Annotated in this window: 21 protein-coding genes; 8 read left to right on the top strand and 13 right to left on the bottom strand. The window is 68.4% G+C overall.

The features are described from left to right. Positions 1 to 3 precede the first annotated feature (3 nt). From hutH to hutU, 4 genes are read right to left on the bottom strand one after another with little or no spacing between them, the layout of a single operon-like run. Positions 4 to 1,590, bottom strand: coding sequence for a histidine ammonia-lyase (gene hutH, locus DEQ67_RS17910; RefSeq protein WP_115862087.1), 1,587 nt, complete (start codon positions 1,588 to 1,590; stop codon positions 4 to 6). Next, positions 1,583 to 2,821, bottom strand: coding sequence for an imidazolonepropionase (hutI, locus tag DEQ67_RS17905; protein ID WP_115862085.1), 1,239 nt, complete (start codon positions 2,819 to 2,821; stop codon positions 1,583 to 1,585). The genes hutH and hutI overlap by 8 nt, the downstream gene beginning before the upstream one ends. Further along, complete coding sequence (hutG, locus tag DEQ67_RS17900) at positions 2,814 to 3,764, bottom strand: formimidoylglutamase (RefSeq protein WP_115862083.1); 951 nt, start codon at positions 3,762 to 3,764, stop codon at positions 2,814 to 2,816. Before hutG ends, hutI begins: the two co-directional genes overlap by 8 nt. Next, on the bottom strand, positions 3,761 to 5,557 hold the full coding sequence (hutU, locus tag DEQ67_RS17895) for a urocanate hydratase (RefSeq protein WP_115862081.1): 1,797 nt from the start codon (positions 5,555 to 5,557) through the stop codon (positions 3,761 to 3,763). Before hutU ends, hutG begins: the two co-directional genes overlap by 4 nt. Before the next feature lie 88 nt (positions 5,558 to 5,645). Between hutU and DEQ67_RS17890 the strand changes: the two genes are divergently transcribed. Beyond that, on the top strand, positions 5,646 to 6,296 hold the full coding sequence (locus DEQ67_RS17890) for a helix-turn-helix domain-containing protein (protein WP_115862079.1): 651 nt from the start codon (positions 5,646 to 5,648) through the stop codon (positions 6,294 to 6,296). Between the two features lie 3 nt (positions 6,297 to 6,299). On the opposite strand, the gene DEQ67_RS17885 is transcribed toward DEQ67_RS17890, so the two are convergent. Next, complete coding sequence (locus DEQ67_RS17885) at positions 6,300 to 6,701, bottom strand: VOC family protein (protein WP_115862077.1); 402 nt, start codon at positions 6,699 to 6,701, stop codon at positions 6,300 to 6,302. Positions 6,702 to 7,074: 373 nt separating this feature from the next. Between DEQ67_RS17885 and DEQ67_RS17880 the strand changes: the two genes are divergently transcribed. Beyond that, positions 7,075 to 8,205, top strand: coding sequence for an MFS transporter (locus tag DEQ67_RS17880; protein WP_049896210.1), 1,131 nt, complete (start codon positions 7,075 to 7,077; stop codon positions 8,203 to 8,205). Between the two features lie 114 nt (positions 8,206 to 8,319). Here the strand turns inward: DEQ67_RS17880 and DEQ67_RS17875 are convergent, their stop codons facing one another. The 8 genes from DEQ67_RS17875 to DEQ67_RS17840 form a co-directional block, all read right to left on the bottom strand. Continuing rightward, positions 8,320 to 8,853 (bottom strand): 3-isopropylmalate dehydratase small subunit, encoded by a 534-nt coding sequence (locus DEQ67_RS17875; RefSeq protein ID WP_006600990.1) that lies wholly within the window; start codon positions 8,851 to 8,853, stop codon positions 8,320 to 8,322. Next, positions 8,850 to 10,163, bottom strand: coding sequence for a 3-isopropylmalate dehydratase large subunit (locus tag DEQ67_RS17870; protein ID WP_115862075.1), 1,314 nt, complete (start codon positions 10,161 to 10,163; stop codon positions 8,850 to 8,852). Before DEQ67_RS17870 ends, DEQ67_RS17875 begins: the two co-directional genes overlap by 4 nt. 1 nt (position 10,164) lies before the next feature. Then, positions 10,165 to 11,124 carry a hydroxymethylglutaryl-CoA lyase gene (locus tag DEQ67_RS17865; RefSeq protein WP_006600992.1) on the bottom strand — a complete coding sequence of 320 codons (960 nt, stop codon included), beginning with the start codon at positions 11,122 to 11,124 and terminating at the stop codon, positions 10,165 to 10,167. Next, positions 11,121 to 12,326 (bottom strand): CaiB/BaiF CoA transferase family protein, encoded by a 1,206-nt coding sequence (locus DEQ67_RS17860; RefSeq protein ID WP_115862071.1) that lies wholly within the window; start codon positions 12,324 to 12,326, stop codon positions 11,121 to 11,123. The genes DEQ67_RS17865 and DEQ67_RS17860 overlap by 4 nt, the downstream gene beginning before the upstream one ends. Before the next feature lie 205 nt (positions 12,327 to 12,531). Beyond that, the gene (locus DEQ67_RS17855; protein WP_115862069.1) at positions 12,532 to 13,932 is read right to left on the bottom strand and encodes a dihydroorotase; all 1,401 of its coding nucleotides are present in this window, start codon (positions 13,930 to 13,932) and stop codon (positions 12,532 to 12,534) included. After that, a complete protein-coding gene (locus tag DEQ67_RS17850) occupies positions 13,929 to 14,588 on the bottom strand; it encodes an isochorismatase family protein (RefSeq protein ID WP_115862068.1) in 660 nt (219 codons plus the stop codon). Before DEQ67_RS17850 ends, DEQ67_RS17855 begins: the two co-directional genes overlap by 4 nt. 66 nt (positions 14,589 to 14,654) lie before the next feature. Next, positions 14,655 to 15,632, bottom strand: a complete 978-nt coding sequence (locus DEQ67_RS17845; RefSeq protein WP_115862067.1) for an LLM class flavin-dependent oxidoreductase — start codon at positions 15,630 to 15,632, stop codon at positions 14,655 to 14,657. Next, positions 15,629 to 16,036, bottom strand: a complete 408-nt coding sequence (locus tag DEQ67_RS17840) for a nuclear transport factor 2 family protein (protein ID WP_115862066.1) — start codon at positions 16,034 to 16,036, stop codon at positions 15,629 to 15,631. The genes DEQ67_RS17845 and DEQ67_RS17840 overlap by 4 nt, the downstream gene beginning before the upstream one ends. Before the next feature lie 232 nt (positions 16,037 to 16,268). On the opposite strand from DEQ67_RS17840, the gene DEQ67_RS17835 reads away from it, so the two are divergent. The 6 genes from DEQ67_RS17835 to DEQ67_RS17810 all read left to right on the top strand — a co-directional run bounded on the left by DEQ67_RS17835 (position 16,269) and on the right by DEQ67_RS17810 (position 22,807). Further along, positions 16,269 to 17,702, top strand: coding sequence for an FAD-dependent oxidoreductase (locus DEQ67_RS17835; RefSeq protein ID WP_115862065.1), 1,434 nt, complete (start codon positions 16,269 to 16,271; stop codon positions 17,700 to 17,702). A 164-nt stretch (positions 17,703 to 17,866) separates the two neighbouring features. Continuing rightward, positions 17,867 to 19,186 carry an ABC transporter substrate-binding protein gene (locus tag DEQ67_RS17830; RefSeq protein ID WP_115803781.1) on the top strand — a complete coding sequence of 440 codons (1,320 nt, stop codon included), beginning with the start codon at positions 17,867 to 17,869 and terminating at the stop codon, positions 19,184 to 19,186. 94 nt (positions 19,187 to 19,280) lie between these two features. Next, complete coding sequence (locus DEQ67_RS17825; protein WP_006600998.1) at positions 19,281 to 20,246, top strand: branched-chain amino acid ABC transporter permease; 966 nt, start codon at positions 19,281 to 19,283, stop codon at positions 20,244 to 20,246. Further along, positions 20,243 to 21,319: a branched-chain amino acid ABC transporter permease gene (locus DEQ67_RS17820; RefSeq protein WP_004064811.1), complete on the top strand. Its 1,077-nt coding sequence runs from the start codon at positions 20,243 to 20,245 to the stop codon at positions 21,317 to 21,319. The genes DEQ67_RS17825 and DEQ67_RS17820 overlap by 4 nt, the downstream gene beginning before the upstream one ends. After that, positions 21,319 to 22,110, top strand: a complete 792-nt coding sequence (locus DEQ67_RS17815; RefSeq protein WP_115803783.1) for an ABC transporter ATP-binding protein — start codon at positions 21,319 to 21,321, stop codon at positions 22,108 to 22,110. Before DEQ67_RS17820 ends, DEQ67_RS17815 begins: the two co-directional genes overlap by 1 nt. Then, on the top strand, positions 22,103 to 22,807 hold the full coding sequence (locus DEQ67_RS17810) for an ABC transporter ATP-binding protein (protein ID WP_004040938.1): 705 nt from the start codon (positions 22,103 to 22,105) through the stop codon (positions 22,805 to 22,807). Before DEQ67_RS17815 ends, DEQ67_RS17810 begins: the two co-directional genes overlap by 8 nt.

Here is a 22,807-nt window from a genome sequence, read left to right as displayed (position 1 = left end):
CGCTCAGCCGGAGAGCCCGGCGTCATCGATGGCCGCGCGAATCGCGCCGAACCGGACGAGGTCGGCCGCGGTCTCCAGTTCGCCGTCGAGGCGGCGGTCCTCGTCGAGCGGCGGAACCACGGACCGAATCGCGTCGCGGACGGCCCCCGTACCGGTCCCGAGTTCGAGGCCCTCGTCGAGGAACTCGGCGGCTTGCGACCCACAGAGGAGTTCGACGCCGACGATGGTCGCGGCGTTCTCAGCGACCGTGCGGGCGTTGAGGGCGCTCTGCCCGCTCATGCTCACGTGGTCTTCCTGCCCGCCGCTGACGGGCGTCGAGTCGATGGAGGGGCGACCGAGCGACCGACACTCGTTGAGGAGCGCCGCGGCGGTGTACTGCGCAATCATGTAGCCGGAGCGGAGCCCGCTGCGTTCGGTCAGGAACGGCGGGAGGTACGACTCCTGTACGTCCGGGTTGAGCATCCGGTCGGTCCGGCGCTCGGAGATGGCCGCGAGTTCGGTCAGCGCGCCGGCGGCGTAGTCGAGGCGGAGCGCCAGCGGTTCGCCGTGGAAGTTGCCGGCGGAGACGACGGCGGCCACGTCGGTGCCGGGCGCGCGCTCGTCCACCGCGCCCGCCGGGAAGACGAGCGGGTTGTCGGTGACGCTGTTGAGTTCGACCTCGACGGCCTCGCGGAGGTGCGAGACGGCGTCTCTGACCGCGCCGTGGACCTGCGGGAGACAGCGAATCGAGTAGGCGTCCTGCACGCGCTCGCAGTCCTTGTGCGATTCGAGGACGGTCGAGCCGGCGGTGAGGCGGCGAATCGCGGCCGCGCTCTCTTGCTGGCCGGGGTGGGGACGAACCTCGTGGATGGCGGGGTCGCAGTTCGCCGTGGTTCCCATCGTGACTTCGGTCGCGAGCGCGCCCGCGGCGTCGGCGGCCTCGATTGTTCGCTCGGCGTCGACGACGAACAGCGCGGCGAGGCCGACCGTCAGTTGCGTCCCGTTGATGAGCGCGAGGCCCTCCTTGGAGGCGAGCGTTACCGGCTCCAAACCGACCGCTCGCAGGGCTTCGTCGCCCGGCAGTCGCTCGCCGCCGACGCGGGCTTCGCCCTCGCCGATGAGGACGAGCGCCATGTGCGCGAGGGGCGCGAGGTCGCCGCTCGCGCCGAGGCTCCCGCGGGAGCGGACGACCGGCCGGACGCCCTCGTTGAGCATCGAGACGAGCAGAGCGACCACCGAGGGCCGAATACCGGAAAAGCCCTTAGCGAGCGTGTTGGCTCGGCTGACCATCATCGACCGGACTTCCTCGCGGGTGAGTTCGCGGCCCGCGCCGGCGGCGTGGCTCCGGACGAGATTCGTCTGGAGGCGCTCGATGTCCTCGCGGTCGATGTGCGTCTCCACGAGGTGGCCGAAGCCGGTGTTGACGCCGTACACCGGTTCGCCGGAGTCGAGGACGGATTCGACGCGCTCGCGCGACTCGCGCATCCGCTCGCGCGACTCGGCGGCGAGTTCGACCGGGGCGTCGTGGCGGGAAACGGCCGCCACGTCTTCCGGCGTCAGCGACGCGCCGTCGAGGACGACCGAATCGGGGAGTCGTGCGCGGTCACTCACGGGCGACCACCCCCGATTTCAGCACGGTCGAAACGGGGTTCGTGTCGAACCGATACGAGAGATGTGACGCGGTCGGCACGTCGAGGACGACGGCGTCGGCCGGGGCTCCGGCTCGGAGCGTGCCCGTGCCGTCGTCTCGGTCGAGCGCGCCCGCGGCGGCGCTCGTGACGCCCCGAATCGCCTCGTGGGGCGTCATTCGCATGCCGACGCTGGCGAGAGTGGCGACGAAACTCATGCTTCGAGCGAAGCAGTTCGGGTTGAAATCGGTGGCGAGCGCGACCTCGTGGCCCGCGTCGAGGAAGGCGCGGGCGTCGGCGTAGTCGGCTCCGAGACCGAACGCCGTGCCCGGGAGCAGCACGGGCGTGACGCCGGCGTCGACGAGCGTGTCTCGGCCCTCGTCGTCGGTGTGGAGTAGGTGGTCCGCGCTGGCCGCACCGACCGAGGCCGCCACGTCGGTGCCGCCGATGGCGGCGAACTCGTCGGCGTGAATCTTCGGCGTGAGGCCGTGGTCGCGGCCCGCGTCCAGAATCCGACGGGACTGCTCGGCGGTGAACACGCCGCGCTCGCAGAACACGTCGCAGAACTCGGCGATACCCTGCGCTGCGACTGCCGGGAGTTGGTCGGAGACGACCGACTCGGTGTACTCCTCGGCGTCCGCGCCGCGCGGAACGGCGTGCGCGCCCATGAACGTCGGAATCACGTCCACCGGGTGGTCCGAGCCGGCCGCGTCGATGGCCGAGAGCATCCGCAGTTCGGTCTCGGTGTCGAGGCCGTAGCCGGTCTTCACCTCGACCGTCGTCGTCCCGTGGGCGAGCATCGCGTCGAGGTGGTCGGCGAGGGTCGCCGCCAACTCGTCGTCGGAGGCCTCGCGGACCGCGTCGACGGTGCGGAGGATGCCGCCGCCGTCGGCGAGAATGTCCTCGTAGGTCGCTCCCTGTAACTTCGCCACGAACTCGTCGGAGCGGTCGCCCGCAAAGAGCGCGTGGGTGTGCGGGTCGACGAAGCCCGGGAGAACCGTCTTGTCGGTCGCGTCGATGGCCGTCTCGGCGTCTTCGACCGGGTAGTTCGCGAGCACTTCGGCCGTGGGGCCGACAGCGACGACTTCGCCGTCGAGCGCGGCGAACGCGGCGTCTTCGAGGACGACGACGCCGGTTCCCTCGTCGGGGCCGACGACCAGTTCGGCCGCGTCGTGGACGACCGTGAGGCCGGCCGTGGAGCCTGCGTCAGTCACGAGACACCACCCCCGCGAGGAAGTGGGCGACCGCGCGGGCGGCCGCGCTGACGGTCCGACCGTCCTCGTCGTCCAGCGGCGGCGCGCACTCCACGACCTCGAAGCCGACGACGCGGGGGTCGGCCGCGACGCGGCGGAGCATCGAGAACAGTTCGCGGGTTGTGACGCCGCCGGGGGTCGGCGCGCTCGCGCCCGGCGCGGCCGTCTGGTCCAGCACGTCCACGTCGAGGCTGACGAAGACGCGGTCGCAGGCGGCCAGCGCATCGAGGGCGAAGTCGGCCGTCTCGACGGGGCCGCGGCCGACCTCGTCGGCGGTGAGGATGGTGCCGCCCGACTCGCGCAGGAAGTCGGCGTAGGCCGTCGAGGTCTCGAAGTGGCGCGCGCCGACCACGGCGAGGCGGTCGAGTCCGGCGTCGAACAGTTGGCGGTAGGGCGTCCCGCTCGTCGGGCCGTCGGCGGGGTCGCGGCAGTCGAGGTGGGCGTCGAAGCTCACGACGCCGACCGAGTCGTCGCCGCCGAGAAGCGGCGTGACGTTCCCGACCGTCAGGGAGTTGTCGCCGCCGAGGAACACCGGGAGCGCGCCGCGCTCGTAGACGGCCGCGACCTCGTCAGTGACGACGGTCTGTACGTCAGCGACGTGGTTCTCGGGGTCGTCCCCGTCGTTGTACGCCTCGATTGGGAGGTCACCGAGGTCGGCGACGCCGGCGACCCGCCCCTCGTCGAAGTGGTGGGTCTTGACGCCGGCGAGGGCGCGCCGAATCGCGGCCGGGCCCTCGCGGGCACCGCGCCGACCGATGACGGCCCCGTCGTACGGTTCGCCCACGAGGACGGCGCGGAAGTCGCCCGCGTCCTCGATTTCGGTCGGGGAGACGACGTGGCCGAACTGCTCGTCGTTCGGGTCCGACGACGGTCCCTCCCACGCGAGCGGGTCGGTTCGGGTCATTCGTCACCTCGGCCGGCGGATTCGCCGGTCTCGGTCGCGTGGCCGCCGTCTTCGGCCGCGTCGTGGTCCCGCATCGGAATGCGGACGTTCGACCGGGTCGCCTCGTCCAGCGCGTCCTCGTAGCCGGCGTCGGCGTGGCGGATGACGCCCATGCCGGGGTCGGTCGTGAAGACGGCGCGGGCCTTCTTCGCCGCGAGGTCCGAGCCGTCGAGGACGACGTGGTTGTTCGCGTGGAGCGAGTTGCCGATGCCGACGCCGCCGCCGTCGTGGACGCTCACGATGTCCGCGCCCGCGGCGGTGTTGAGGAGCGCGTTCAGGATGGGCCAGTCGGCGACCGCGTCGGTGCCGTCGCGCATCGCCTCGGTCTCGCGGTACGGGCTGGCGACCGACCCGGCGTCGAGGTGGTCGCGGGTGACGACGACCGGCGCGGACACCTCGCCCGACGCGACGAGGTCGTTGATTTTCAGGGCGAATCGGGCGCGCTCCGTGAGCCCCTCGTCGTCGGTGGCGTAGCCGAGCCAGCAGACGCGCGAGGGGAGCCCCTGAAACGACACCTGCTCCTGTGCGAGGTCTATCCAGCGCATGAGCGACTCGTGGTCGGGGAACAGTTCCCGAATCGCCTCGTCGGTGCGGTGGATGTCGGCGGGGTCGCCGGAGAGCGCGGCCCACCGGAACGGCCCGCGCCCGCGGCAGAACATCGGACGGATGTACGCCGGGACGAAGCCGGGGAAGTCGAAGGCGGTCGTCATCCCGCGGTGGTCTTGGACCTGCCCGCGGATGTTGTTGCCGTACTCGAAGGCGATTGCGCCCGCGTCCTGCAAGTCGAGGATGGCCTGGACGTGGCGCTCCATCGTGTCGAGGCTGGCGTCGACGTAGGCTTCGGGGTCGTCCTCGCGGAGCCGGTCGGCTTCCTCGACGGTGTAGCCGCTCGGATAGTAGCCTTCGAGTTCGTCGTGGGCGCTGGTCTGGTCGGTGACCACGTCCGGAATCTCGTCGCGCGCGAGCAGTGCTTCCAGCATGTCGGCGGCGTTCATCTGGACGCCGACGCTGTAAGGTTCGCCCGCGTCGATGGCCGCGTTGGCGTTTTCGAGCGCCTCGTCCAGCGAGTCAGCGAACTCCATCAGGTAGTCCGTCTCGACCCGGCGCTCGATGCGGTCGGCCTGCACCTCGGCGGCGATACAGACCCCGCGGTTCATCGTCACCGCGAGGGGCTGTGCGCCGCTCATACCGCCGAGACCGCCGGTTACGACGAGCTTCCCCCGGAGGTCGGCGTCGTAGTGCTGGCGGGCGAGTTCGGCCAGCGTCTCGTAGGTTCCCTGAATGATGCCCTGCGTGCCGATGTACGCCCACGACCCGGCGGTCATCTGGCCGTACATGATTTTGCCCTCGGCCTCCAGTTCGTGGAAGTGCTCCCAGTCGTCCCAGCGGCCGACGAGGTTGGAGTTGGCGATGAGGACGCGCGGGGCGCGCTCGTGGGTCGGGAACGTCCCGACCGGCTTGCCCGACTGGACGAGGAGCGTCTCGTCGTCGTCGAGGTCGCGGAGTTCGGTGAGAATCGCGTCGTAGGCGTCCCACGAGCGGGCGGCACGGCCGGTCCCGCCGTAAACGACGAGGTCCTCGGGGCGCTCGGCCACCTCGGGGTCGAGGTTGTTGTTGAGCATCCGGAGCGCCGCCTCCTGTCGCCACCCCTTGCACTCGATGTCCGTCCCGGTGGGCGCGCCCTGATACGCGCGCCACTCGTCGCTCGGGTCACCGAGTCGGTCCCGGCGCGCCGACGATTGCTGGTCGTGCATACCACAGAGTTCGGGCGCGACACGGGTAGCAATTCACCCACCGTGCGGTGTGGTATTTATATATTATCGCCGGACCAACGGTCCGCGTATGTACGAGGCGAGCCTCCGAATCAGAGACGACAGCGCCTACGCGGCGGCGACGGCGGGCAACGCCGCGAGCGTCGAACTGTGGTGCAACGAGCACTGCGACATGCTCCACGTCAGCGGCGAGGCCGGCAGCGACGTGCTCGACCGCGTCCGCGACACCGTCGGCGTGGCGGCGTCGGTCGAGCGCGGCGACGAGTTGGTCGTCGTCACCGCCGACTGCCTCCGCGACCACGAGATAGACCACATCGAGGGCTACGTGCGGAAACACGGCCTCCTCCTCGTGCCGCCGCTTCGCTACCGCGGCGGGGCCAAAGTGTGCCGTCTGCTCGCCGTCTCGGCCGACGACCTGACGGCGTGCTTCCGCGACCTCGTGGACAGCGGCTTCGACGTGAGCGTCGAGTCCAAACGCGCGGTGTCGTTCGCCAGCGGGAGCGGCCCGCTTTTGGCCCCCGCCGACGCGATGCCCGCGCTCACCGGCCGCCAGCGCGAGGCGCTCCGACTGGCCCACGCCGGCGGCTACTACGACCTCCCGCGCGGTATCGAGACGGCGGCCATCGCCGACGAGATGGGCGTCTCGCGGCGCACCGCCGAGGAACACCTGCGCCGGGCGGAGCGAAAAGTGATGGACTCGGTCGCGCAGTACGTGCTGTAAGGCTCAGTCGGCGTCGGGCGCGACTTTCAGTTCCAGCGTGTAGCCGAACGGGTCGGTGACGTACACCGCGGGCGCGACGCCCGTCGCCCCGAGGGGTTCGAGTCGGCGGTCGATTTCGACGCCCGCCGCTTCGAGGTGGTCGCAAAGCTCGTCGATGTCGTGGGCGAACTCGATGGCGACGTGGTCGAAGGCGGTCTCAGCCGGCGGTTCGAAGTCCTCGGCCGGGCGGAGGTGGATGACGCTCGCCGGGGTGAGCCGCACGGAGAAGAATGGCTTTTCGCCCGACTCGAACAGGTCGCGGTTCTCGACGTCGAAGCCGAGCGCGTCGCGGTAGAACCCGACCGCGGCGTCGAGGCCGTCGGCGGGGATGCGGAGGTTCACGTGGTCGATTGCCGTCGCGTCCATGCCCGCACCGTCGCGGCCGCGGGTGGTAAAAATTTGTGCGGCGGCCATCGAGGTCAGAGGGAGCTCCGAACCGAATTGGATAAACTAAATTATGTTTAAAATATTTGGAAACTTTAGAAATTGTAAAATTTGTAAAAATTGTAGCTTCTAAATTAGTTTTATAGCCATTTCACAGCATAGTTCCGTCTCCACGAAATCCGGTAGTAAACTTTATAGAGTTTATCTGCTCCTGAAATCGGCCTTCAGAACCGCGACGCCGACGACCGGAACGACGTTCCGCAATCGTAACCCATTGGTAGCAGGTCGGTGTACCGTGGGTGTGAACCAACAGCCGACATCCGACGAGCGCTTGCTTGCGGGCTACCCGGGTCGGATGTTAGTCACCGTGTCGCTGGCGTGGGCGGTCCTCCAGACGGGTCGGTTTCTCTTGTCGCCGCTGCTGCCGACCATCATCGAGGAACTCCAGATAACGGAGGCGACCGCCGGCATCGCGCTGGCGCTGTTTCAGGGCGTCTACGCCATCACTCAGTACCCCGGCGGCGAGTACTCCGACCGGTGGACGCGGGCGACGCTCATCGTCCCCGGACTGGGCATCCTCGTCCTCGGCTTCCTCACGTTCGGTCTCGCCGGCGGCCTCGCGGGCTTCGTCGCCGCCGCGGTTATCACGGGACTCGGGAAGGGGCTGTTCGCTATCCCCTCGCGGGCGCTCCTCTCTGACCTGTTCGTCGAACGGCGCGGCCGGGCGCTCGGCCTCTACGCCGCCGGCACCGACCTCGGCGGCCTCGTCTCCTCGGGGCTCGCCATCCTCGCGTTGACCTACGCGACGTGGCGGACGCCGTTCCTGCCGGTCGCCGTCGTCCTCGCGGGACTCACCGTCCTCTACGCGCTCTGGTCGAGAGACGGCTACGCCGTGGGGTCGCCCGAACTCCACGTTTCGGGGACGCTCCGACGCCTCTTCGCCAGCGCGGAACAGCGCCGGACGCTCCTCGCGTTCGGGCTGTTTTACTTCATGGTCGGCGGCTTCATCAACTTCTTTCCGACCTACCTCATCGAGGCGAAGGGGTTCGACCAGCAGTTGGCGAGCGCGACGTTCGCCATCGTCTTCGCCGTCGGCATCACCATCAAACCCGTCGCCGGCGGCCTGAGCGACCGGTTCCGACGCGAATCAATCGCCGTCGTCGGGATGCTCGCGGCCGCGGGTGCGCTCGCCGTCCTCTCGGCCGTGGCGGCCCGCCCGCTCATCTACGTCTCCGTCGTCGCGCTCGCGGCCGGCTACAAGACGGAGTTCCCGCTCGCGGACGCCATCATCATGGACAACGCGCCCGACGCCGACCGTGGGGCCGACCTCGGGGCCGCGCGGGCGCTGTTCCTCGGCGCGAACGCGCTGGGGCCGGCCTACGTCGGCATCGTCGCCACCTACGCGAGCTACGTCGCCGCGTTCGCGGGACTCGCGGTCTGTCTCGTCGTCGCCGCCGGGCTGCTCTACTGGGACGCGCGAAAGTAGTGAGAGCAGATAAAAATCGTCGTCTCGGAATGGCGTTCGCGGGTGCCTCTGTTTCGGTCGTCGGTCGGTGCGTCGGGTGTGGCGGTAGCGGTATGACGTGAGCCGAGTGCCCGCTCAGCCGTCGAGTTTCGCCTTCGTGTAGGGTTTCAATCCCCCTTGTTCGACGAGCGACTGGAGGAACTCGGGGAGCGCCTCCGCCTCGTAGGTTTCGTCTCGCGTGTGGTTCGTCACGACGCCCGCGTCGAGGTCGACGTGAATCTCGTCGCCGTCCTCGATGGCGTCCGCGCCGGGGCAGATGAGCACCGGCAGGCCGAGGTTGATGGCGTTGCGGAAGAAGATGCGCGCGAACGACTGCGCGACGACCGCCGAGACGCCCGCGCCGACGAGCGACAGCGGCGAGTGCTCCCGCGACGACCCGCTTCCGAAGTTCTCGCCGGCGACGACGAAGTCGCCGGTCTCGACCGACTCGGAGAACTCGGGTCTGAGGTCCTCGAAGGCGTGGCTGGCGAGTTCGTCGGGGTCCGACGAGACGATGAAGCGCGACGGGGTTATCTGGTCGGTGTCGATGTTGTCGCCGAACACCCACGCGCGACCGGGTTCGGCGGGGTCGGGACGGCCGCCGTCCGCGCCGTCGGAGGCTCCCGTCATGGCAGCACCTCCGCGAACACCGTGTCGTCGTAGCGTTTCGTCTCGACCTCGCGGGGGTCGGTGATTTCGCCGTACAGCGCGCTCGCGCCGACGGTCGCCGGACTCGACAGGTAGACCGACGACTCCATCGACCCCTCGCGGCCGGGGAAGTTCCGGTTCGCCGTGGCGAGACAGACGTCGCCGTCGCCGAGGACGCCCTGATGGTAGCCCGCACAGGGGCCGCAGCCGGCGCTCTGGATGACCGCGCCGGCGTCGGTGAGCGTCTGGAAGACGCCCGTCTGGAGCATGTGCTGGTAGACGGCCTTCGAGGCGGGGACGACGACCAGCCGGACGTTCGGGGCGATGGTCTCGCCTTCGAGGATGTCGGCGACGACCTTGATGTCCTCGTACCGGCCGTTCGTGCAGGTGCCGACGAACAGCTGGTCGAGTTCGGTTCCCGCGACCTCGGTCACGTCCACCGCGTTCTCGGGGTTCGACGGCTTCGAGACCTGCGGGGCGAGGGCGGTCGCGTCGTACGTGTGGACCGCCTCGTAGTCGGCGTCCTCGTCGGAGACGAACGCGTCCGCGAGGTCGATTCCGTTCCCGGTCTGGCGTTCGAGGTACGACTCGGTGCGCTCGTCGGGCGCGACGAGGCCCGTCTTGCCGCCCATCTCGATGGCCATGTTCGAGAGGACGAGGCGCTCGTGAATCGGGAGCGACTCGATGGTGCTCCCGGCGTACTCGGCGGCCATGTAGGTACAGCCGTCGAAGCCCACGTCACCGATGAACCGAAGGATGAGGTCCTTCGCGTAGACGCCGTCTCCGAGGTCGCCGTCGACCTCGAAGCGGAGCGTCTTCGGGACGCGGAACCAGAGTTCGCCCGTCGCGAGCGCGGTCCCGAGGTCGGTCGAGCCGACGCCGGTCCCGAACGCGCCGATGCCGCCGTAGGTCGTCGAGTGGGAGTCCGCGCCGATGACGAGGTCGCCGGGGCCGACGAAGCCCTCCTCGACGAGGACGGCGTGGCAGATGCCGTCGCCCACGTCGAACTGGTGTGCGCCGTGTTTCGCCGCGAACTCGCGGACGGCGTTGTGGTTGTTCGCGGCCTGCACCCCGTCTGCGGGGGCGTGGTGGTCGATGGTGAAGACGGTCCGGTCGGGCGCGAACAGCTCGCCGTCGTCGCCCGTCACCTCGTCGAACGTCTGGAACGCGAGCGGCCCGGTGATGTCGTGGGCCATCGCCACGTCCACGTCGGCCTCGACGTAGTCGCCGGCGCGGGCGTCGGTGCCCGATTTTTCCGAGAGCAGTTTCTCCGCGAGGGTCTTGCCGGACATCTCAGTCGCCCTCCCCGTCGGCCGCGACGGTGTCGAGGACGCCCTCGACGGTGCCGCCCGCGAGGACGTGACTCGTCAGGCCGAGGCCCAGTCGGTCGGACACGTCGTGGGCGGCCGCCTCGATGCGGCCGAAGTCGACGCCGTGGCCGACGCCCATGCGGTCGAGCATCTGGACGAGGTCCTCGGTCGGCGTGTTGCCGACGCCGGACATATCGCCCGGGAGGACGACGCCGCCGCCGAGTCCGCAGACCGAGGCGTCGAAGCGGTCGACGCCGACGGCCATCGCGGCCAGCGTGTTGGCGAGGCTCATCCCGTTCGTGTCGTGGAGGTGCAGGCCCATGTCGAGGCCGGGGTGGGCCTCGAACGCGGCGGTGAACCGCTCCGTGATTTCGACGGGGTTGGCGAGACCCATCGTCGTCGCCAGCGTCACCTCGTCGACGCCGGAGTCGACGACGCTGTCGACGACCGCGAGCGTCTCCGCCGGGTCGATTGCGCCCTCGTAGGGGCAGTAGAAGCTCGTTCCCATCCCGGCTTCGACCTCGATGCCGTGGTCGTGGGCGAGGGCGACGATGTCGTCCATCTCCGCGAGCACCTCCTCGCGGGTGCGGTTCTGGTTTTTGCTCGTGTAGGTCTCGCTCACCGTGACGAGCGCGTTCACCTTATCGACCTCGGCCTCGACGGCGCGCTCCATGCCCCGGAGGTTGGGGACGAGTGCCCGGTAGGTCACGCCGTCGCGGCGGGTGATTCGCGTCGCCACCTCGTCGGCGTCCCGAAGCGTCGGGACGGCCTTCGGGTGGGTGAAAGAGGAGAGCTCGATTTCGTCCACGCCGGTGTCCGAGAGGGTATCGATTATCTCGACTTTCTCGTCGGTCGGGACGAACTCGTCGAGACGCTGGAACCCGTCACGCGGGAGCATCTCGACGACGTGGACGCGCTCGGGGAGCGAGTCGAGGAGGCTCATATCACGTCCTCCGATTCGAGGTCCGAAAGCACCGACTCGTCGTAGCCGAGTCGGTCGCGGTAGACCGCGTCGTTGTGTTCACCGAGCGACGGTCCGAGGTGGTCCACTCGCCCCGGCGTCTCCGAGAACTTCGGGAAGGCGTTCTGGACGACCGCCTCGCCGAGGTCCGGGTCGTCGACCGTCAGGAACGCCTCGCGCGCCGCGTAGTGCTCGTCGTTGAGGATGTCCTCGACGTTGTAGACGGGCGCGAGCGTCGCGTCGGCCGCCTCGAACGCGTCGAGCACCTCCTCGCGGCTGTGGTCGTCCATCCAGTCTTGGATGATGGCGTCGAGTTCATCGACGTGTTCCAGTCGGTCCTCGTTGGTCTCGAACCGCGGGTCGTCCTTCAGGTCGGGGCGGTCGATGGCGTCGAAGGTCCGTTCTGCGAGCGGTTGCGCGCTCGCGGAGATGGCGACCCAGCGGTCGTCGCCCGTCCGGTAGACGTTCCGCGGAGCCGACGAGGTCGAGCGGTTGCCCGACCGCGACTCGATTTCACCGAGTTGGTCGTAGCGGAGCGGTTGCGGCCCGAGCAGGCCGAAGATGGGTTCGATGAGGCTCGTGTCGATGTACTGGCCGCCGCCGCCGTGGACGTCGCGGTGGTAGAGCGCGAACATCACCGCGAACGTCGAGAACAGCGCCGCGATGTTGTCTGCGAGGCCGGTCGGCGGGAGCAACGGGGGCGAGTCGGGGAAGCCGTTGAGGTAGGCGAAGCCGGACATGGCCTCCGCGAGCGTCCCGAAGCCGGGGCGCTCGGAATACGGGCCGGTCTGGCCGAAGCCGGACATCCGGAGCATCACGAGGTCGTCGTTGACCTCGGAGAGTCGCTCCCAGCCGACGTTCCAGCGTTCGAGCGTGCCGGGTCGGAAGTTCTCGATGAGGAGGTCGGCCTCGCCCACGAGGTCCTCGAACACCGCCGCACCCTCGTCGGTGGAGATGTTCAGGGTGATAGACTGCTTGTTCCGCGAGAGATACTTGTGCCAGAGGCCGACGCCGTCTTTCTGTGGACCGAAGCGGCGGATGTGGTCACCGAACGCCGGGTGTTCGATTTTGATGACCGTCGCCCCGAAGTCGGCCATGAAGCGGCCGACGGTCGGGCCGGATATCATCGACCCGGCTTCGAGGACGACGAGGCCGTCGAGTGGTCCGTTCGTGTCGTTCGTCATGTCGTGTGTGTCTTCTCGTTCTGTGTCGCGTGTGGTGGTCGTCTGGTGGTGCGTGTTCGCGTCCGCGTGCCCGGTCGCGGGCGGCCGGTCGTCGGTGTGCCCGGTTCTGCGTGGCCGGTCAGTCCGCGTCGTCGGTGGGGTGGGTCGGTCGGGTCGGTCGAGTCGGTCGAGCCGGTCGGGTGGTGGCTCCGGCCGTCCGACGGGGTCACACCGGCCGGTCGATGTGGGTTCCGTGCCCTTTCGTGCCGACGATGTCGCCGTCGTCGTAGGCGAGTTCGCCCTTCACGACGGTCTGAGTCGGCCAGCCGGTGACTGCTCGGCCCTCGTAGGGGGAGTAGCCGCTGACGCTGTGTAACAGTTCCGGCGTGACCGTCTTCGTCTCGTCGAGGTCGACGACGGCGAGGTCGGCGTCGCTGCCGACCCGGACCGTCCCCTTCTTCGGATAGAGATTGAACGCCTTCGCCGCGTTGGTGCTCGTCACCTCGACGGCGCGTTCGAGCGAGATGCGGCCCTCGTTGACGCCCTCCGAGAGGATGAGCGGGAGCATCACGGGCGTCGAGGGGAAGCCGAGCAGGCTGTCGCGGATGCCCTCGCCGAACTTGTTCTCCGCGAGGTTGGCGCAGTGGTCGGTGCCGATAGTCGAGATGGTGCCGTCGGCGAGGCGCTCCCAGAGCGTCTCTTGGTCGGCTTTCGACCGGACCGGCGGGTTCACCTTCATGCGCTCGTCGCACTCCTCGGTGGTGAGCGCGAGGTAGTGGATGCACGTCTCGCCCCACGCCTCGTAGCCCGCGTCGTGGAGCGCGGCGAGTTCGTCGGCCGTCTCCCCGGCGGAGATGTGGACCGCGTAGAAGCGGTCGTCGTAGCCGTGAACCTTGGCGAGCGCGGCCCCGGCGACCATGCTCTGGGTCTCGGCGTAGCCGGGGAACTCCTCGACCATCACCTCGTAGCCCTCGTCCTCGCTGGCGTCGGTGTCGTCGGACTCGGAGGTGACGTAGACGTTGCCGCCGGCGAGCGCGTTCGTGATTTCGACGTTCTCGGAGTGGTAGCCGAGCGTCGTCGGCACGTCCTGTTCGGCGAGTTTCCGCACGAAGGCGTCGCCGAAGTCGTCGTGCATGTCGCAGTCGACGCCGAACTTCTCGCGGGCGGCGTCCTTGTAGTTCATGTACCACTTGAACGTCGTGATGCCGAACTCCTCGATGATGGTCGGAATCTCCTCGACGTGTTCCATCGAGAGCAGGCCGAGCGAGAAGAAGTAATCGTGGTAGTAGTTCGGCTCCGCCTCGTCGAAGTAGCCCGGCATAATCTCCTCGTAGGCCCCGGCCCGCCGGAAGTAGTTCCCGATGGTGGTCACGCCGCCGACGAGGTCGGACTTGGACTCGGACTCGGCGTCGGCCTCCAGTCCGCGGTAGATGCCGTGGTGCGTGTGCGGGTCGATCGCGCCCGGGAGCACGTGCTTGCCCGTCGCGTCGATTTCCGTCTCGCCCGAGAGCGTGCCGGGCGCGGCGACGGCGGAGATTGTCTCGCCGTCGGCCGCCACGTCGGCCGCGAAGCTGCCGTGTTCGGGCGTGACGACGGTGCCGTTCGAGATGACGAGGTCGTGGGTCATAGCGTCTCGACCCACTCCTCGACCGACTCGGTCTCCAGCACCTCGGCGTACTTCATCCACAGGTCGAGGAGGCCGATTTTGTGCGACGCCTCGATGCGGTCGAAGATGCACTCCTGCGGCAGGACGACGCTGAAGCCGTTCTGTTTCGCGTCCACCGCGGTGGCCCGGACGCACCCGCTGGTGGAGTTGCCGACGATGATGACCGAGTCGTGGCCGCCGCGGACGAGCCGCGAGAGCAGGTCGGTCCCGTAGAACGCCGACGCGTAGGATTTGTCGACGACGGTGTCGCCCTCCTCGGGCGCGACCGGGTCGACGATGTCGAGGTCGGGGTGGTCGGGGTCGTCGTAGCTCGACGGGACGACCCGCGTGTACGTCACCGGAAGCCCCCGCTCCCGCGCGAAGTCGAGGAACGGGTCGATGTGCTCGATGGCGTCCCACGCGATGTCGCCCATCGCGGTGCGATACTCCTCGACGGCGTCGAGGATGGGGGCGTTCTCGCCGACGATGAGCCGCTGCATGTCGATGACGAGAACCATCGGGTTCTCGCCCATGCCGCGGGACTCCCACGACGAGGCGCCCTCCTTGTCGTAACCAGCCTTCGTGATGACCTGTTTATCCTGTTCGGATAGCAGGTCCTCCCAGATACGGTCTGTCATGACTCGCTTCGCCTGAGATGCGGTGGCATCCAGCATAAAAGTACGGCACGGTCCGCCGGCGTCATGTTACGGGGCGAACACCTCCAGCGTCCGCGCGACCCACTCGCGGTCGACGCCGGCGGGCGCGCGGACGACCGGGAGGTCGACGCCCATCTCGCGGAGTTCGACGAGTCGCCCCCGCACGTCGTCGGGCGCGCCGACCAGCGCCACGAGGTCGAGGAACTCCGCCGAGAGTTCGCGCGCCCCGACCTCGGTCGTCGGCGCGGCGCGGACCGCCTCGACCTCGTCGGCAAAGCCGGCCTGCTCGGCCGCGCGGTCGTAGTAGCCCGGCACGTCCCGCAGGTAGTAGGCGACGTGTTCGGCCGCCGCCCGCCGCGCCTCGTCGGGGTCGTCGTGGACGGCCGTGAGGACGTACATCGCCACGTCCACGTCGCTCGGGTCGCGCCCGGCGCGGGCGGCCCCGGTGTCGAGCCATTCCAGCGCCGCCTCGAACTGCGGTCGGGGATAGAGGTTCGGGAGCCAGCCGTCGGCGACCTGCCCGGTGAGTCGGACGTTCGCCGGGCCGAGCGCGCCGTTGTAGACGGGTATCTCCTCGCGGACGGGTTCGAAGGCGTCCCAGAAGCTCGTGCGCTCGGGCGAGAAGAACTCCCCGTCGAAGGAGTCGGCGTCGCCGCGGAGGTAGCGCCGGACGAGTTCGACGTACTCGTGGAGGCGCGACAGCGGGCGGTCGAAGGGGACGCCGTGGAACGCCTCGACGACGCCGGGGTGGGCGACGCCGAGGCCGAGAATCGCGCGCCCGTCGGAGTGGTCGTCGAGCGTCGCCGCGGCCGCCGCGAGCGCCGCGGGCGTCCGCGAGAACACGTTGACGATGCCGGTCGCGAGGCCGATTTCCTCGGTGTGGACGGCCCAGCGTTCGAGCTTTCCGAAGGCGGTCTTGCCCTGTCCCTCGGCGGCCCACGCCGACTCGTAGCCGAGTTCCTCGGCGCGCACGACGAGCGAGGGGTCGTCGCGAAGCGCGAACAGAACCGCGGTTCGGTCGCTCATTCCTCCGCCGGGGTCGCGGGCGCGTCCGCGTCCGAGACCGGAACGACGCCGTCGACCGCGAGGTCGTTCCAGATGTCGAGGCGCTCGATGAGACCCCGGCGGACGACGTAGATATCGACGTAGCGAACGTCGGAGAACTCCGAACCGTCGTTGGCGACGCCGTAGAGCGACCCGACGCTCACGACGGTGTCACCCGCCTCTAGCCAGCGGTCGAACTCCTTCGCCGCCCACTCGTACCGCGGTTCGAGGTGCGCGAGGAAGTCGTAGGCCGCGGTCGGTCCCTCGAAGGTCGCTCCCGGGAGGGTGATGACGGCGTCCTCGGCGAACAGGTCGCCGACGGTGTTCCTGCGGTCGTCTTCCATGCGGTCGAAGAACTCCTCGACGATGTCTCGTGGCGAGTCCATGCGGTATGGGTGTTCTCGACACACATAGTTTTTCACTCCGGGATTGCTGACCGTCTGCCGTTCCTGACTGTTCGAGTCGGCGCGACGGCAAACGCCGCAGGAGACGAGGGTATTGTTCTCACGCGCGCGACCGAGAAAACCGGCGGACGCGGCGGCGACGCGGGGTGAGAAACGGCGACACCACCGCCGCCGGAGGCGGTAGTTTTACGATAGAGTCTACCTAGCAGACTGCATGGACGAACTAGCCCGGCGGACGCCGAGCGACGGCGTCACCGAAGTCGTCTCGGTCGACGACATCGAGTGGGACATCGACACGGACGTACTCGTCGCAGGCGGCGGGGGAACCGGCCTCGTCGCCGCGCTCGCGGCCAGCGAGAACCCCGACGTTCGCGTGACGGTGCTGGAGAAAGCGCCCGAGTGCGGCGGCAACACGTCGCTGTCGACGGGGATGGTCCCCGCGGCGGGGACGCGCCTCCAGCGCGAGGCCGGCATCGAGGAGACGCCCGCGGACATGGCCCGAGACATCTTGGAGAAAAACGACTACGAGGCCGACGAGGAGCGCGTCCAGTACCTCTGCGAGGAGAGCGCGAACCTCATCCACTGGCTCGTCGACGACTGGGACATCACGCTCCACATCGTGGACGACTTCAAGTATCCCAAACACTCCGAGTACCGGATGCACGCCCCGGAGGGCCGAAACGGCGAGAACCTCGTCGCCGAACTGGTCGAGCGCGTCGAGTCGACGCCGAACATCGAACTCCTGACGAACGCGCCCGTGAAGCGACTGGTCGCGGAGAACGGCGCGGTTCGGGGCGTCGTCGCCGGCCTCGGCCACGACGAGGCCATCGAGGCCGAGCGGGTCATCCTCGCCACCGACGGCTTCGCCGGCAACCGCGAGATGGTCACCGACTACTGCGAGGCGGATGTCGAGCGGGCGCTGTACTTCGGCGCTGACGGCAACACCGGCGACGGCGTCCGCTTCGGCGCGGAGCTCGGCGGCGAACTCGCCTGCATGGACGCCTATCAGGGCCACGCGACGGTGGCGAGCCAGACGGGCGTGCTGTCGACCTACGCGGTCACGATGAACGGGGGCATCCTCGTGAACCGAGACGGCGAGCGCTTCGGCGACGAGTCCGCGGGGTACAGCGAGTTCGCCATCTCGGTGCTCAAACAACCCGGCGAGCAGGCGATTCAGTTGTTCGACGAACGCATCTTCGAGAAGCTCCGCGGGCAGTTCGAGGACTTCGACGACGCCATCGAGCGGGGGACCTACCACACCGCCGACTCGGTCGCGGCCCTCGCGGAGCGACTCGGTGCCGACGGCGAGGCCGCCGCGGAGACGGTCGCCGCCTACAACGAGGCGGCCGCGGCGGGCGAGCCGGACGAAGTCGGTCGCGTCGACGGCGCGAGCCCGCTGGAAGCGCCCTTCTACGGGGCCAAAGTCACCGGCGCGCTCTTCCACACGCAGGGCGGCCTCGTCGTCGACGAACACGGGCGCGTCCTCCGAACCGACGGGAGCACGGTGGAGAACCTCTACGCCGGGGGCGGCACCGCCTGCGGCATCAGCGGTCACGGCGCGGGCGGCTATCTCTCCGGCAACGGGCTGACGACCGCGCTCGGCTACGGCCGCCTCGCTGGCATTCACGCCCGCGAATCGCTCGACTGACGCCGCGGCGGGGTCACGGCCCCGGAGTAGAACAATCGAAACGACTCGTTTTCGACTCAATTTGCCGACCCGTACTCGATTCGTTGCAGGAATATCCACAGAACGTGACAACACGAGTACGGGAGGATTTATTACAGTAGGCACTAACCTCGATACCGATTGCCATGGGTAAGACTCTCAAGTCTTCGACGAGCAACAGGCGACGCTTCCTCAAAGCAACGGGCGCGAGCGTCGCGGCACTGACACTGGCCGGCTGTGCGAGCGACGACGCCGGAAACGGCGGCGGGTCGGGCGGCGACTCCGGCGGTGACTCGGGCGGGTCCGGCGGCGAGACGGGCACCGCGACGGGGACGCCCGAGCAGTCCGTCGACGAGGTCGTCATCGGGTCGAACCACCCGCTTTCGGGCAGTCTCGCCGCGACGGGCGTCGGGATGAGCAACGCCATCAAACTCGCCGCGATGCGGAAAAACGAGGAGGGCGGCATCGAGTCGCTCGACGGCGCGGAAGTGACCGTCATCGAGGGCGACAACCAGGGCGCACAGGAGCTCGGCGGACAGGTCAGCGAGGAACTGCTCAGCGAGGGCGCGGACGTCCTCACCGGCTGTTACTCCTCGCCGGTGACGACGGCGGCGACGCAGGTCGCGGAGCGACAGGGCGTCCCCTTCGTCATCTCAATCGCGGCGGCGGACAACATCCTGCAAGGCCGCGACTTCAACTACGTCTACCGGCCCCAACCCCCGGCGCGCCGATTGGCGAGCGACTACGCGGACCTCGTGCCGTCGGTCATCCGCGACGGCGGCGGCACCATCGACACGGCGGGGCTGTTCTACATCAACAACAGCTACGGGCAGGCGATTCGGGACAGCCTCCGCGAGTTCCTCCCCGAGCAGAACGTCGAAATCGTCGAGGAGACGGCCATCGAGTTCGGCGCGTCGAACGCCAACACGCAGGTGTCGCGGCTCCGGAGCGCCGACCCCGACACCATCATCGCCACGACGTACGTCGCCGGCGGCGTCCTGCTCGCACAGGCGTTGCAGGACCAGGACTACCGGCCGCCGTACCTGACCGCCTCGGCGTCCGCGACGTTCACCGACGACGACGCCGTCAGCGACATCGGCGAGTTCGCGAACGGCGTGCTGGACAACAACTACGCGCTGAACCCGACGGTCGACAAGACCGCCGAGGTGCGCTCGCAGTTCCGCGACAACTACGACCAAGAGTTCTCGGCGTCGGTCGGGATGGCCTACACCGCGGCGGAGGTCATCATCCAGGCGGTCGAAGAAGCCGGCAGCGTCGACCCCGACGACATCAACGAGGCGCTCATGGGGCTCAGCTACGAGGACCACATCTCCGCGATGGGCGCAATCGAGTTCGACGACCAAGGCGAGAACGTCAACGCGCTCGGCCCGGTGAACCAGGTCCAGGACCTCTCGGTCAGAGTGGTCTACCCCGAGGAGTACGCGGAGGCCGAACCGCAGGTCTAACCGCTACCCGCGACCGCCGTCACGTCAACGAACCGTCTCGAAAGATAGCCACCTTTTATGGGGGTTGCCAACAATTCCCGAGCGTAGAAACCGCATGGGACACCTAGTCACATCGGTCGCGCCGCTGCCGCTCCAGGGCGGTGGCCTCGGCCGATTCATCGACCCGTTCGCACAGTTCCTGACCGACATCACCAATCTGGAGCCCGTCCTCCTGCAGCTGCTCGCGTTCGGCCTCCTGCTCGGGGGCGTCTACGCGCTGACGGCGCTGGGGCTGACGATGATATTCGGCGTGATGGACGTCATCAACTTCGCCCACGGCATCTTCCTCGTCGTCGGGATGTACTCGGTGTGGTTGGTCTCCGAGACGGCCGGCATCAGCCCGTTTCTCGGCATACCCATCGCCGCCGCGGTGCTGTTCGCCCTCGGGGTGGTCGTCCACATACTCACGGTCGAACCCATCATCGAGGCCCCCCAGCAGAACCAGCTCATCGCCACGCTGGGCGTCCTCTTTATCATCCAGTCGGCCATCGAAATCGTGTTCACGCCCGACCCCCAGCAGGTCGAACTGTCGCTCGGGTCGGTGCAGGTCGGCGACGTGTTCATCCCGCTCGGACAGTTCTACGCGCTCGTCATCGCGCTCGGGACGATGCTCGCCGTGCGGGCGTTCCTGAACCGGACCGACCTCGGCCGGAAAATCCGCGGCACGGCCGACAACCGCGACGGCGCGCGCTACGTCGGCATCAACGTCCGCCGCATCAACTACCTCACCTTCGGTATCGGCGCGGCGCTGGCCGGCGTCGCCGGCGGCTCTATCGCGCTGTTCCAGCGGTTCGACCCCTTCACGGGCGAGACGTACCTCATCAACGCCTTCGTCATCGTCATCCTCGGCGGCCTCGGCTCGTTCCCCGGCGCGTTCGTGGGCGGCCTCATCGTCGGGCTGATTCAGGTGTTCGGCGGCTACTACCTCCCCGGAACCACCGCGCAGGTGCTCATCTTCCTGCTTTTCATCGGGACGCTCCTCGTCAAGCCCGAGGGACTCTTCGGAGGTGCTGAGGCGTGAGCGCAATCGAGTCCGTCCGCGACCGCTACCGGACGTTCGACGACCGGCGGTACGCCCCGCTCGTCAAGGGCGTCGCGCTGTTCGGCCTGCTCGCGGCGCTCCCGACGCTCATCGAAATCGACGTCGCCGGGATGGAAATCGCGGCGCTGTTGAGCCTGAAAGTGCTCATCCTCACGGTCATCTACGCCTACACGGCGCAGGCGTGGAACATCATGTCCGGCTACACCGGGCAGTTCTCGTTCGGGCACGCGGCGTTCTTCGGCGTCGGCGCGTACGCCACGCAGGCGCTCGTCGTCGATTTCGCGGTGAACCCGTGGGTCGGCATGCTCGTCGGCGGCGTGCTCGCGGCGGGGTACGGCCTCGTCATCGGCGCGCTGTCGTTCCGCTTCAACCTACAAGGCCACTACTTCGCGCTGGCGACGCTGGCGTTCGCGGAACTGCTCCGCTTCGTCGTCACCAACATGTCGGAGCTCCGCGGGGCCAACGGCTACTTCAAGCCGTTCCCGCGTGACTACGGCGCGGAGTACGGCCTCGTCGCCTTCCAGTTCCAGAACGACCTGCCGTACTACTACCTCATCGTCGGCTTCCTGCTCGTCGTGACGCTCGTCTCGTGGGTCATCAAGAACTCGTGGGTCGGGCTGTACTTCTTCGCCATCCGCGAGGACGAGCGGGCCGCCGCCAGCGTCGGCGTGCCGAGCTTCCGGTACAAGCTCATCGGCGTCGCCGTCAGCGCCTTCTTCACCGCCCTCGGCGGTGCCTACTGGTCGATGTACTTCAACACCATCCGCCCCGACACCGTGTTCGCGCTGTTCAAGAACGTCGAACTGCTCCTCCCCGCCGTCGTCGGCGGCCCGGGAACGCTTTTGGGCCCCATCGTCGGCTCGTTCATCGTCACCCCGGTCAGCGAGGTGGCGCGGACGACGTTCTCCGACATCAACGGCCTCGACCGCATCATCTACGGCGCGTTCCTCGTGGCTATCGTCATCTACTCGCCGCGCGGCGTGGTGAGCTGGCCGAGTCAGGCGCGCGCGCTCTGGACCCGCGTCCGCGGTGACGAGGAGGTGAGCGAGTGATGTCGGCAGACGAGACGAACGCGCAGAGCGTCGACGACCCGGACGCCGACATCGACCGCGACGGCGAGCGGATTCTGTCGGTCGAGGGCGTCGGCAAGCGCTTCTCCGGCCTGCAAGCGCTCGACGACGTGGACATGACCGTCAACCGCGGCGAGATTATCGGCCTCATCGGGCCGAACGGCGCGGGCAAGACCACGCTGTTCAACTGCATCAGCGGGGCGTTCCCGCCGACGAGCGGGACCGTCAGACTCGACGGCGAGGTCATCTCCGGCCTCCCGGCGCACAAAATCGCGCGGGCGGGGCTGGCGCGGACGTTCCAAATCACGCGCCCGCTGGAGGAGCTGACCGTCGTCGAAAACGCGATGGTCGGCGCGCACATCCACACGCGCCGCCGGAGCGAGGCGCGCGAAATCGCCATGGAGAACCTCGAATTCGTCGGGCTCGCGGACAAGGCTGACGAGGAGGCGGGCGAACTCACCGTGGGCGCACAGAAGCGCCTCGAACTCGCCCGCGCCGTCTCGACGCGGCCGGAAATCCTGCTTCTCGACGAGATTATGGCGGGGCTCACCCCGTCGGAGTCGCAGCAGATGCTCGACCTGTTCCGCCAACTGCGCGAGCGCGGGACGAGCCTGCTCGTCATCGAACACGACATGAAAGCCATCATGAACATCTCGGACTACGTGAAAGTGCTTGACCAAGGGAAGGGCATCGCCTTCGGCGCGCCGGAGACGGTGGTCGAAGACGACCGCGTCATCGAGGCCTACATCGGGGGGTTCGACGTCGATGCTTGAGCTGCGCGGCGTCCGCGCCGGCTACGACGACATCGAGGTGCTCCACGGCGTCGACATGCACGTCGACGAGGGCGAAATCGTCGCGCTCATCGGCTCGAACGGCGCGGGCAAGACCACGACGATGCGCACCATCTGCGGCATCCTCTCACCGAGTCACGGCGAGATAACCTACCGCGACGAGGCGATTCACTCGAAGGCGTCCCACGAAATCGTCGAGCGCGGCATCGTGCAGGTCCCGGAGAATCGCGACCTGTTCACCAACATGACCGTCATCGACAACCTGCTTCTCGGCGCGCAGACCGAGGAGGCGAAGGCGCACCGCGAGGAGAACCTCGACGAGATGCTGGAGCTGTTCCCCCGGCTCGCGGAGCGCAAAAACCAGCGCGCCGGCACCATGTCCGGCGGGGAACAGCAGATGCTGACCCTCGCTCGCGCGCTCATGGGCGAACCCGACCTGCTCATCCTCGACGAGCCCTCCATCGGTCTCGCGCCGCACCTCGTCCAAGAGGTGTTCGACGTCATCGAGGACATCCACGCGCAGGGCATGACGGTGCTCATGGTCGAACAGAACGTCCAGCAGACGCTCAAGCTGGCCGACCGCGGCTACGTCATGGAGAACGGCCGTATCAGCATGACCGCCGACGGCGACCAACTCCTCGAAGACGAGGGCGTCGTCGAGGCGTACCTCGGGGTGTAA

It is taken from the genome of Haloferax sp. Atlit-48N (assembly GCF_003383015.2).
GTDB classification, from domain to species: domain Archaea; phylum Halobacteriota; class Halobacteria; order Halobacteriales; family Haloferacaceae; genus Haloferax; species Haloferax volcanii.
This window is presented reverse-complemented; position numbering and strand designations above follow the sequence as displayed.

What these genes read in the sequence shown, in the direction of transcription:
- hutG (WP_115862083.1), bottom strand. Translation starts at nt 3,764, where the DNA reads ATGACCCGAACCGACCCGCTCGCGTGGGAGGGACCGTCGTCGGACCCG.
- hutU (WP_115862081.1), bottom strand. Translation starts at nt 5,557, where the DNA reads ATGCACGACCAGCAATCGTCGGCGCGCCGGGACCGACTCGGTGACCCG.
- DEQ67_RS17890 (WP_115862079.1), top strand. Translation starts at nt 5,646, where the DNA reads ATGTACGAGGCGAGCCTCCGAATCAGAGACGACAGCGCCTACGCGGCG.
- DEQ67_RS17885 (WP_115862077.1), bottom strand. Translation starts at nt 6,701, where the DNA reads ATGGACGCGACGGCAATCGACCACGTGAACCTCCGCATCCCCGCCGAC.
- DEQ67_RS17880 (WP_049896210.1), top strand. Translation starts at nt 7,075, where the DNA reads ATGTTAGTCACCGTGTCGCTGGCGTGGGCGGTCCTCCAGACGGGTCGG.
- DEQ67_RS17875 (WP_006600990.1), bottom strand. Translation starts at nt 8,853, where the DNA reads ATGACGGGAGCCTCCGACGGCGCGGACGGCGGCCGTCCCGACCCCGCC.
- DEQ67_RS17870 (WP_115862075.1), bottom strand. Translation starts at nt 10,163, where the DNA reads ATGTCCGGCAAGACCCTCGCGGAGAAACTGCTCTCGGAAAAATCGGGC.
- DEQ67_RS17865 (WP_006600992.1), bottom strand. Translation starts at nt 11,124, where the DNA reads ATGAGCCTCCTCGACTCGCTCCCCGAGCGCGTCCACGTCGTCGAGATG.
- DEQ67_RS17860 (WP_115862071.1), bottom strand. Translation starts at nt 12,326, where the DNA reads ATGACGAACGACACGAACGGACCACTCGACGGCCTCGTCGTCCTCGAA.
- DEQ67_RS17855 (WP_115862069.1), bottom strand. Translation starts at nt 13,932, where the DNA reads ATGACCCACGACCTCGTCATCTCGAACGGCACCGTCGTCACGCCCGAA.
- DEQ67_RS17850 (WP_115862068.1), bottom strand. Translation starts at nt 14,588, where the DNA reads ATGACAGACCGTATCTGGGAGGACCTGCTATCCGAACAGGATAAACAG.
- DEQ67_RS17845 (WP_115862067.1), bottom strand. Translation starts at nt 15,632, where the DNA reads ATGAGCGACCGAACCGCGGTTCTGTTCGCGCTTCGCGACGACCCCTCG.
- DEQ67_RS17840 (WP_115862066.1), bottom strand. Translation starts at nt 16,036, where the DNA reads ATGGACTCGCCACGAGACATCGTCGAGGAGTTCTTCGACCGCATGGAA.
- DEQ67_RS17835 (WP_115862065.1), top strand. Translation starts at nt 16,269, where the DNA reads ATGGACGAACTAGCCCGGCGGACGCCGAGCGACGGCGTCACCGAAGTC.
- DEQ67_RS17830 (WP_115803781.1), top strand. Translation starts at nt 17,867, where the DNA reads ATGGGTAAGACTCTCAAGTCTTCGACGAGCAACAGGCGACGCTTCCTC.
- DEQ67_RS17825 (WP_006600998.1), top strand. Translation starts at nt 19,281, where the DNA reads ATGGGACACCTAGTCACATCGGTCGCGCCGCTGCCGCTCCAGGGCGGT.
- DEQ67_RS17815 (WP_115803783.1), top strand. Translation starts at nt 21,319, where the DNA reads ATGTCGGCAGACGAGACGAACGCGCAGAGCGTCGACGACCCGGACGCC.
- DEQ67_RS17810 (WP_004040938.1), top strand. Translation starts at nt 22,103, where the DNA reads ATGCTTGAGCTGCGCGGCGTCCGCGCCGGCTACGACGACATCGAGGTG.